This window comes from Pirellulales bacterium (assembly GCA_036490175.1).
Lineage (GTDB): Bacteria > Planctomycetota > Planctomycetia > Pirellulales > JACPPG01 > JACPPG01.
In genome coordinates, this window is record DASXEJ010000294.1 from 1 (window position 1) to 10,111 (window position 10,111).

9 protein-coding genes are annotated in these 10,111 nt (G+C 58.7%); 5 read left to right on the forward strand and 4 right to left on the reverse strand.

Annotated elements, in window-relative coordinates; genetic code table 11:
- A partial coding sequence (gatB, locus tag VGG64_22135; protein HEY1602317.1) for an Asp-tRNA(Asn)/Glu-tRNA(Gln) amidotransferase subunit GatB occupies positions 1-1,370 on the forward strand: 1,370 nt, incomplete at its 5' end.
- A 7-nt stretch (positions 1,371-1,377) separates the two neighbouring features.
- On the opposite strand, the gene VGG64_22140 is transcribed toward gatB, so the two are convergent.
- The 3 genes from VGG64_22140 to VGG64_22150 all read right to left on the reverse strand — a co-directional run bounded on the left by VGG64_22140 (position 1,378) and on the right by VGG64_22150 (position 4,342).
- Complete coding sequence (locus VGG64_22140) at positions 1,378-2,241, reverse strand: NAD(P)H-hydrate dehydratase (protein HEY1602318.1); 864 nt, start codon at positions 2,239-2,241, stop codon at positions 1,378-1,380.
- 72 nt (positions 2,242-2,313) lie between these two features.
- Positions 2,314-3,105: a nickel pincer cofactor biosynthesis protein LarB gene (larB, locus tag VGG64_22145; protein HEY1602319.1), complete on the reverse strand. Its 792-nt coding sequence runs from the start codon at positions 3,103-3,105 to the stop codon at positions 2,314-2,316.
- 121 nt (positions 3,106-3,226) lie between these two features.
- Positions 3,227-4,342, reverse strand: coding sequence for a hypothetical protein (locus VGG64_22150; GenBank protein HEY1602320.1), 1,116 nt, complete (start codon positions 4,340-4,342; stop codon positions 3,227-3,229).
- 496 nt (positions 4,343-4,838) lie between these two features.
- Between VGG64_22150 and VGG64_22155 the strand changes: the two genes are divergently transcribed.
- From VGG64_22155 to VGG64_22170, 4 genes are all read left to right on the forward strand, one after another.
- Positions 4,839-5,930, forward strand: a complete 1,092-nt coding sequence (locus tag VGG64_22155) for a Xaa-Pro peptidase family protein (protein ID HEY1602321.1) — start codon at positions 4,839-4,841, stop codon at positions 5,928-5,930.
- 161 nt (positions 5,931-6,091) lie between these two features.
- A complete protein-coding gene (accB, locus tag VGG64_22160; GenBank protein ID HEY1602322.1) occupies positions 6,092-6,580 on the forward strand; it encodes an acetyl-CoA carboxylase biotin carboxyl carrier protein in 489 nt (162 codons plus the stop codon).
- Between the two features lie 35 nt (positions 6,581-6,615).
- The gene (gene accC, locus VGG64_22165) at positions 6,616-7,959 is read left to right on the forward strand and encodes an acetyl-CoA carboxylase biotin carboxylase subunit (GenBank protein HEY1602323.1); all 1,344 of its coding nucleotides are present in this window, start codon (positions 6,616-6,618) and stop codon (positions 7,957-7,959) included.
- Between the two features lie 192 nt (positions 7,960-8,151).
- Positions 8,152-9,462, forward strand: a complete 1,311-nt coding sequence (locus tag VGG64_22170; protein HEY1602324.1) for a 6-phosphofructokinase — start codon at positions 8,152-8,154, stop codon at positions 9,460-9,462.
- A gap of 133 nt (positions 9,463-9,595) precedes the next feature.
- On the opposite strand, the gene VGG64_22175 is transcribed toward VGG64_22170, so the two are convergent.
- Complete coding sequence (locus VGG64_22175; protein HEY1602325.1) at positions 9,596-9,925, reverse strand: hypothetical protein; 330 nt, start codon at positions 9,923-9,925, stop codon at positions 9,596-9,598.
- Positions 9,926-10,111: the final 186 nt, after the last annotated feature.

Genomic DNA, 10,111 nt, shown 5'->3' on the forward strand with positions numbered 1-10,111 from the left:
CCAACACGCAGACTTGTCCAGTTTGCACTGGCATGCCAGGCGCATTGCCCGTGATGAATCGCCGCGCCTTCGAATTGGCGCTGCAAACGGCTATTGCCCTGGACTGCCAGATCGCACCGTTTACCAAATGGGACCGAAAGCAATATTACTATCCCGACCTGCCCAAGGGATATCAGATCAGCCAGTATGACCTGCCGTTCAGCTCTGCCGGTCACTTGGAGATCAGTGATTCCAAGGGGCGGTTTGAGACAAAACAGGTCCGTATCACTCGCGCGCACCTAGAAGAGGACGCGGGCAAGAGCGTACACGACGAACTGGCCGGCGAAGCTGATAGCCGCATCGATCTGAACCGGGCCGGCACGCCCTTATTGGAAATCGTCTCCGAGCCGGACATGCGCTCACCTGCCGAAGCCAAAGCGTACTTGAACGAACTGAAGCTGCTGCTCACCTATCTGGCCGTGTCGGACTGCAACATGCAGGAGGGTAGTTTGCGGGTCGACGCCAACGTAAACCTGCACCTGGCAGGCGAAAATAGTCAGAAGATCGCGACTCCGATCGTCGAGATCAAGAACATGAACAGTTTCCGCGCCGTGGAACGAGCTTTGGAGTACGAATCCCAACGCCAGTACGATGTGTGGCGCGAGACCGGCAAGCGACTCGGGGACGTGCCGAAGCAAACGCGCGGCTGGGACGATGCCGCCAACGTCACACATGGCCAGCGTCACAAGGAAGAGTCGAGCGACTATCGGTACTTCCCCGACCCCGATCTGGTGCCGGTCACTGTTACGGCTGAAGAGGTCCAACGGGTTCGCGCCGAACTTGGCGAATTGCCGGCCCAGCTTCGCCGCCGGCTGGAAGCGACCTACGGTATTAGCGCATACGATAGCGACGTGATCGTCAACCAGGGACACCAATTGGTGACCTATTTCGTCGATCTGGCAGATACCTGCGGCGACGGCAAACTGGCTAGCAATTGGATACAGCAAGACGTCTTGCGACTGCTTAAAGAAACAGGAACCGACATCGAATCGTTCCCTGTCCGCGCCTGGGGATTGGCTGACCTGCTGAAGAAGGTCAAAGCCGGCGAGGTCGATACCACCCGTGGCCGCGAAGTGCTGAGCACTATGGTCGCCACGGGAAAATCGGCCGATGAGGCGATGAAAGAGCTCGGCATCGAACGAGTCGACGAATCTGCGCTTGTCGAGTTGTGCCGGCAACTAGTGGCTGCCAATCCGAAGCTGGTGGCCGACGTCAAGGCTGGCAAGATGCAGGCCGCAGGCGCATTTGTCGGGCAGGCCAAAAAGGCCAACCCCAACGTAAACCCCGCCCGCGTCCGCGAGATTTGCCTGGAGTTGATCGCGGCTGGGTAACAGGTGGTCAGTCCGAAACCGTTTTGAACGCGCGCGGTAGCAAATTAATCAGATCGCTGGCGATCAGCGACACCTCTCCCAACTCGGTGGCCGCCAGGTCACCGGCCAGCCCGTGGACATGGACGCCCAGACGCGCCGCGTCGAACGGCTTGAGACCTTGGCACAATAACGCCGTGATGATGCCGGTCAGCACGTCACCCGTGCCGCCGGTGGCCATGCCGGGATTTCCCGTCGTGTTGTGCGCTTTCTGCCGACCGTCAGTCACAAGCGTACGGTGCCCTTTGAGCACAATCACCACGCCGCATTTCTTCGCCAGTCCAATGGCCTCGAGCAGTTGCTCGTCGCGGGTCCCGATCGTTTGTGACTGAATCAGGCGTGCGAACTCGCCCGGATGGGGCGTGAGCACACGAGGCCCTGCGGCACGTCGCAAAATAGTCGGCTGTGCAGCTAGCGAGTTTAGCGCATCAGCATCGAAGACAGCCGGTTGAGTCAGCGTGGTAAAGAGCCAGGCCACCAGTTCATCAAGTTCACTGGATCGTGACAGCCCCGGCCCGCAGCCGACGGCGGTAGCGTTCTTGGCGAGTGCAGTAAGGTTCTCTCGGGCAGCACCGGCGATGCGTCCCTCGGCGTCACACGGCATCGGAGCCGTCATGAACGACGGCTCGAACGATGCGATCGTGTCGAGACAACAATCCGCGACAGCTAACCGCACCAGCCCTGCGCCGCTGCGAAGCGCCGCCAATCCGGCCAAGCCGGCCGCCCCGGCCATACCGCGCGAGCCGCCGACAAGCAGCGCGCGGCCGAAGCTCCCTTTGTTGCTTTCAGCGGGGCGCTTGGCGAGACGTGGCAACGGGCCGTCGGTGTCGGTCATTTACTTGCCACCTTACCATTGTCACGTTGGTCGCGCGTCGAGGCAAAACCGTCACACGCAGCGACGTTTCCGTCATTGTTGGCGACGTCGTGCTGCGTTGCGGGCGATCAGGCCAGCGACGTAGGCTCCTTTGAAACCTGCATCAATGTTTACCACCGTCACATTGGCAGCACAGCTATTGAGCATACTCAACAGCGACGCCAGCCCCCCCAAATTTGCTCCATAGCCGACACTCGTAGGCACACCGATCACAGGGCAATCGACGTGTCCACCTACAACGCTTGGTAACGCTCCTTCCATGCCCGCGATCACCACCACGGCATCCGAGCCCAGAATTTGCGGCAGTCGGGCGGGCAAGCGATGCGGGCCGGCTACACCCACATCTTGCACGAAGCGAACTTCAACCCCCATCCACTCGGCCGTTTCCCGCGCCTCTTCGGCCACTGGCAGGTCGCTGGTGCCGGCCGTGACAATTGCCACGCGACCGCGGACATTGGCACCGCTCGATTCGCCGTCGACAGTCGGCACATCGAGCGGAATGCGAAAGGTGCGCCCCAGCGAATTATAGCGACCGCTAGGGAAGGTCGTTCCTAGACGCTTGGCGTACTCGGCCGGAATACGGGTGGACAGGACGTCGATCCCTTCGTCGCGCAAACGATGAAAGATCCGTTCGAGCGCTTCCGGCGATTTGCCGGCGCCATATACCACCTCAGGAAATCCACAGCGGCGATGCCGATCGAGATCCAACTGCGCCTCGCCAATGTCAGCGATTGTGCCTTGCGATAGCCGCTGGACAAAATCCGACACCGACATTCCGCCGCGCAGCAGCTCATTTGCCAAAATCGTGAGTTCTGAAGGCTCCATGACATCCATCGTAACGCAGAGCATCAAGAGACGCGAGTCGTGCGGTGGCAACACTAAGCTGCGCTTCGGCCGTACAAAAGTGCGACTCAGGACCACGTCGTGCAGATTCCGCAAGCACGCTCTACCCCCTGCCTTGTGCGGGGCGAAGGTCCGTCGCTTGCGGTTCAAACGGCGGATTCCAGATCACCGCGCTTCTCGCTCGGGCCGACTGAAGCTGCTTGATGCAGGCTTTGGACACGCGGGTATGGATGAACTCGAAGTCCGCTGCCATCGGCAACGGCGCCAGAAATGGAATCGCCTCATCGGTGATGTTGTAACCGTGCAGCGACAAAAGCGACAACTTCGACAAACCAGCCAGGGAAGCGAGGCCGGGGCCCGCGATCTGAGATTGCTCGAGCACCAGAGATTGTAATGATTTCATCGACACAATCCTTGGCAGCTCTCGATCCGAGAGCAACGGACACTTCAGGCGTAATGCAGTTAATCGGGTCAAAGACGCCAGATCCGACAGACCAGCACCGGTTAGCTTCGTCGAGCTGAGTTCCAATGATTCGAGCTTTGTCAGACAGGACAGGTGCCTGAGACCTATGTCCGAGATGTTCACGGCGCCGTCGGGGTAGAACGCCTCGCCCAATACCAGGGACGTCAGCTCCGTTAATTTCTGCAAATGGACCAGGCCGTGGTCCGTAAATGCTCCATTGCGGAGACCCAGGTGCCGCAATGTGCTTATCTTGGTAATCTGTGCCAGCCCTTCGTCAGTTAGCAGCGGGCAGCTTCCCAGTTCAAGCTTGTCCAGATGCCGCAAGGGGATAAGGAATGCTACATCAGCATCGTCAACATCGGCGTTGAACGTCAAATGATTAAGGCGCGGCAGCTTGGCAAGGTATCGCAAAACCTCCTTGCTCTTCGCCGAATGCGAGAAGCGCGGCGAGCCAACTGACAAGACAACATAGAGATAATCCTTACCCAGCCGCGACTGAAGGAATGTGGGCATCCACGCGCGGGGACGAAAATCGATCGGCCCCATTACATACGGGAAAGAGGCTGTCGACACCCCCGCATACTCGTCGTCATACACGACGGTTGCGCGGCCGTCGTACGCGCGCAATTTCGCGATAATGGCTTCTTGCTCGCGTGCCGGCCTGATCCACCAAGCAAGGCACATTGCCAGAACCGCAACCATCGCCAGCAGCGACCGCGATCCGTACGTAAACCAGCGGCGGCGACCCTTGGCCATGGCTTTACTCTCCTTCGCCGGTCAGCTGATTCAAACTTCGCTCCAGACCATCAATCCATTCGCCGCAGCAACTTTCAGCAGGTTTCCATCGTTGATCATGCTGCACTTGGGAGCGCGCGATTCGGACTCTTGGCAGCATCGTGCGCGGACTGTACGAGAGCCATCGACGACAAAACTCTCCGGTCACGACTAGCCCTTAGCAAGTAGCCCAGCGAGTCACACGCGTTCCGATAATGTACAGAAACTGGTCCATGTTTCCGAACAAGTGGCACTTTAGAGCCAAACCACGGCGGTAGTAGTTCATCGCTCGACGTTGATGGGTTCACACCCTGCGCTGGAAGCAATTGGACCGCGTGACCAGGAAGTTGGCGAACCCTTTAACTGAGGTTGTCAACTTGCCGTGCAAGTGATAGCACATAGCAACAAATTCTTTGAAAATCTCCCGGGGAATTGCCGCCATCTCGCGAGAACGCTTGGCCCGGGTGTAGGAGTTACCATGAGTCGGTTCGAGACGCGTCGAGGCCACCTTCGTAAGCTCGTGCGCGCGGCGGGAGCCGATGCGCTGTTGGTTACTAATTTCACCAACGTTACGTATCTGACAGGTTTCACCGGCGACGATAGCTACCTGCTGGTCGGCGGAAAAGAAACGGTCCTCATCAGCGACCCTCGCTACACCACCCAAATCGAAGAAGAATGCCCGGACATTACCGTTGATATCAGGCCGCCGGGTAAAGGCATGCTCGACAGCGTGGCCGAGGCGGTCCGCACCACGAAGGTGACAAAGCTGGCGATCGAGTCCGACGCAATGGGCGTAGGACTCTTCGGACAGATCGAGGCCAAACTCACCAAAACCAAATTGATACCGGCTGCAGCCCTGGTCGAGCAACTGCGCGTTATCAAGGACAAGCACGAGATCGACGAGATTTGCCTGGCAGCGCGCTACGCAGAGAAGGGCTTTGCTATCTTGCGGGCCACACTACGGCCAGAGCGTACCGAAAAGGAGGTCGCGGCCGATCTGGAGTACCAACTACGGCTGCTCGGCGCGCGGGGTTGCAGCTTTCCACCAATCATTGCGGTGGGCCCTCGTGCCGCCCTGCCCCACGCTCAGCCCACGGATCAAAAAATAGGCGACGGCGACTTCGTATTGGTCGACTGGGGAGCCACGGCGCGACACTACAAGAGCGACTTGACGAGGGTACTGGTCACCGGTAAGATTTCGCCCAAACTCGAACGGGTGTATAACGTTGTGCTAAAAGCACAGGAGCTGGCAATCGCCGCAATCAAGCCAGGGCTAACCGGTCGCGACGTCGACGCCGTAGCACGGGGATTGATTGCCGATGCCGGTTTTGGCCGCCATTTTGGGCACGGTTTAGGACACGGTTTGGGGCTCGATATTCACGAGGCCCCGCGGCTGGCCGCAGCCGCCGACCAGGTTCTTAAGCCAGGAATGGTCGTTACTGTCGAACCCGGCATTTACCTACCCGGCTGGGGTGGCGTGCGGATCGAAGACGACATTCTGATAACCAAGACGGGCTACGAAGTGCTAACCAACGTACCGAAACGGCTCGAAGAGGCCGTTGTCAATTGAACCAGCGGTAAATTAAGGGATTCGCTGATCCGCCCCTTGCCAGGCTGGAGCGAATTCAACAAAAACTCTGTTGCGTCCGTTAAGGATTCCGTAAAGCGGCTAGCGAACTTGCTGCCGCGCCGCGGCAATAAGAACACACGCGTCGATTGTGGAGATAGGGAATGTCAAATCCAGCGCCCAACTCTGGCGATGTATTCGATCTGAAGAAGCTACGCCAGTTGGTCGTCTTGATGAACGAGCATGAGCTCGGCGAGATCGATCTGCGTCAAGGGCCGATGCGTATTCGACTCCGCAAGCAAGTGGAGTTGGCCAGTGCCCCCGTCGAGGTCCGGCCCACGGCCGCGCCGCCAGCGGCCGGCGCTCGTCCCGGGCTGGCTGCCGCCCCTGCGGCTGCTTCTGATGAGCATTTAGTACTGATTAAGAGTCCGATGGTCGGCACCTACTATGGTTCCCCCAGCCCTGATTCGCCCGCCTTTGTCAAAGTTGGCGACCGCGTCGGCCGCGAGACGACCGTGTGCATCATTGAGGCCATGAAGGTCTTCAATGAAATCCCCGCCGAGACGGCAGGACAGGTCGTGGCCGTACTGGTCGAGTCGGGCGCACCGGTGGAATTTGGCCAACCCTTGTTCAAAGTCGATCCCCGCCAGTGACGCCCGCTGGTTATGCCCCACGGGTAACACGGTCCATGTTCAAACGCATCCTGGTTGCCAATCGCGGTGAAATTGCGCTGCGCGTGATTCGTGCCTGCCGCGAATTGGGCGTCGAGACGGTCGCGATTTATAGCGAGGCTGATCGCGGCGCGCAGTATCTTGAGCTCGCGAACGAGGCCTATTGCGTCGGGCCCGCCAAAGCCAGCGAAAGCTATCTGAAGATCGACCGCGTGATTAGCGCCGCCGAAATCGGCAATGTCCAGGCGATTCATCCCGGCTATGGCTTTCTGTCAGAGAACGCGCACTTCAACGAAGTCTGTCGCAGTTGCAACATCGACTTCATCGGCCCAGGCTTCGAGGCCATGCGTCGATTGGGCGACAAGAACGAAGCCCGCAAACTAGCCCGGGCCGCGGGAGTCCCTTGTGTGCCCGGGAGCGAGGGGCTGATCGAAAACGAGCAGGACGCGATCAAGGTGGCCCACCAAATCGGCTTTCCGGTGCTGATCAAGGCCTCGGCCGGTGGAGGCGGGCGCGGCATGCGTGTCGCGTCGAACGATCTGGTGCTGAAGAGCGCGATTCAACAGGCCCAGGCCGAGGCTCAGGCTGCCTTCGGTAACGCGGCTATTTACTTGGAGAAATACATCGAGTTTCCTCGCCACGTGGAAGTGCAGATCATCGCCGATCATCACGGCAATGTCGTCCACCTATGGGAACGCGACTGCACGATGCAGCGCCGGCACCAAAAGGTGATCGAGGAGAGCCCGGCCGCACACCTGGATCCGCGCGTGCGCAACGCTTTGTGCCAGGCCGCGGTTTCGCTGGTTAAAACAGCCAACTATACCAATGCCGGCACCGTGGAATTCATCGTCGATCGGGAGGGTAATTTCTATTTCATCGAGGTCAACGCGCGCATCCAGGTCGAACATCCCGTGACCGAGATGGTGACCGGCATCGACCTGATTCAGACCCAGCTTATGGTTGCCGCCGGCGAACCGCTGCCGTTCCGCCAAGAGGACGTCCGTACGACCGGTGTGGCGCTGGAATGCCGTATTAACGCCGAAGATCCGCATAACAACTTTCAACCGTCGCCTGGCCGCATCGAGAAACTGATGGTTCCCGGTGGTCCCGGCGTGCGATTTGATTCGCATGCCTACTCAGGTTACGTCGTTTCACCGTATTATGATTCGATGATCGGCAAGCTGCTGGTCCATCGCCCCACGCGCACCGAGGCCATTAGCGCCATGCAGACCGCGCTCGGGGAGCTGCGCGTAGAAGGGATCAAGACCACCGTGCCGCGCCAGTTGGAGATTTTGCGGCATGCAGCCTTTGCTGACGGCACCGTGGATACAAAATTCATCGAAAGAACCTGGCCAGGTTAGTTGTCGAATATTCGCAATGGCAGTATTCGCGGCGCCAGGTGACACCCCAAGAGCAGGGTGTCCTTTACAATTGGGGGTAGCCTCGACGATCCTTTGTCGAGGCGTCGGTAGGCGCTTCTTGGGCTGCTGCGCAGCACGGATCGGCAAATCGTCCGTGCCACCCAAATTTGGTCCCAGAATAAGGCGAACGTTATGTCTACGCTTTCCAGTCCGCGCCACGCCGAGAGCCCGATTCGCAAGGCGGCGATCCTTTTTGCCGGCGGCCCGGCGCCGGCCGCCAACGCCGTGATCTCTACCGCCGCCTCGTCATTCCTGCGCAATGGCATTCAAGTCGTCGGGGTCCTGCACGGTTATTCGCACCTGGTCGAGTTTGGCCCAGACCATCCGCTGGTCGAGGGACGCGACTTTGTGATGATCGATCACAAATTGCTTAAGCGTACGCGTAATAGCCAAGGCATTCTGATTGGCACGGCACGGACGAATCCCGGTAAGGACATTGCCCGTCCGGAACATTTAGCGGATCCGGCGCGAACTGCAAAGCTGCGCACCGTGTACGAGGCGCTGGTGTCACTCGAGGTCGATGCGCTGGTATCGATTGGCGGCGACGACACGCTGAAGACTGCCAACAAGTTCAAGCTTTTTCAAGAGCACCTGCCGGCCGGCGCACGCCCGATACCGGTTGTCCACTTACCCAAAACGATCGACAACGATTACAGCGGGATCGATTTTACGTTCGGATACTTTACGGCCGTCGAGACGCTAGCCAGCGAGATCCGCAATCTGCTGGCCGACGCCGAGGCGTCGCGTTCGTATTATCTAACCGAGACAATGGGACGCAGTGCCGGTTGGCTGGCCTACGGATCTGCGATTGCGGGCGAAGCGAGCCTGGTGGTCAGTGTCGAAGACATCACCGGCAAATATCGCGAGGAGGAATCGTTCCAGGATCCGACCACCGGTGAAACCATTACCCGCCCGGTGATGAAGGTCGAAGAGGTCATCCGTCGCATCGTCGCCACGATGCGAGCCCGCGAGTTCGAAGAGAAAAAAGAATTCGGCGTGATCGTAATTGCCGAAGGATTGGCTGAGTACTTGCCGCAGAAATACCTGGAAGGTATCTCGCGCGATGAGCACGGTCACATCTCGATTTCGCAAGTGAACCTTTGCCGCCGGTTCGCCAAATTAATTGCCGAGGAATTCCAGAAGGTTACCGGCAAATCACGGCGTGTGACGGGTCTGCAACTTGGCTACGAAGCACGCTGCGCGCGGCCTCATGCCTTCGACGTAATGCTCGGCAGCCAGTTGGGCGTGGGCGCCTATCGCGCCTTGATCGAGGAGAAACTCAACGGCGTGATGGTCTCTGTGCGTGGACAGCTCGATTTAAACTATGTTCCATTCAGCGATCTCATCGATCCGCAGACATTGGTTACCGTGGTGCGTTTCGTAGAGCCGGCGTCCGATTTCCATCGGCTGGCAAGGTTCCTGGAAACGCATGTGAATGAATAACCGGTGGTGGTGACGCAAACGCCCATCTTTCAGCGTTCGGTCGTGGGTCGTGGCCTTACTTCTGTCGCTTCAAATAAGCGGTGCGCCCATCTACATGAACGAGCTCCCATCCCTCATCGCCGAGTTCATTCAACTATAACTGGGTCGGCAGCAAATCTGAGCCTGAGCTTTGTGCGGTCGAATATGTTGGGGCGAGTTTCGCGCCGGGCGGGATATTGGCGGCTACCCCCTCGGCCTGAACTGCTAGTTTTTCAGCGGTCGTCTGCTTAAGAGTTAAGGACTTCGTGTTTAGGCGGACAACTCTGTATTCCCACCTCGGCACCGAATCAGCCTTCTGTTCTGCCACCGAGGGATACGACGCCAGCGCAATAACCACCGAGACAGCGGCAAGCGAAATGGCTACCTTCTTCAACTGCGAGCCGTGCATGTTCTCCTCCAAAGAGCGCAGGCAGGAACGAAACACGATTGCTAATATTCCCCGATTCTACCGCGCGGACGGTTCCCGGTCGCCGGCGGTTCAGGGGTCAGAGTGAACCACTGATATGGTTGGACCAGTCAAGTTGGTATTCAGTTTGGTTAGGTCATGGTGTTTTTGTGCAGAAGGTCGGCCAGAGTCGGTGACGACGATAGATCACTCTGATATACGCGG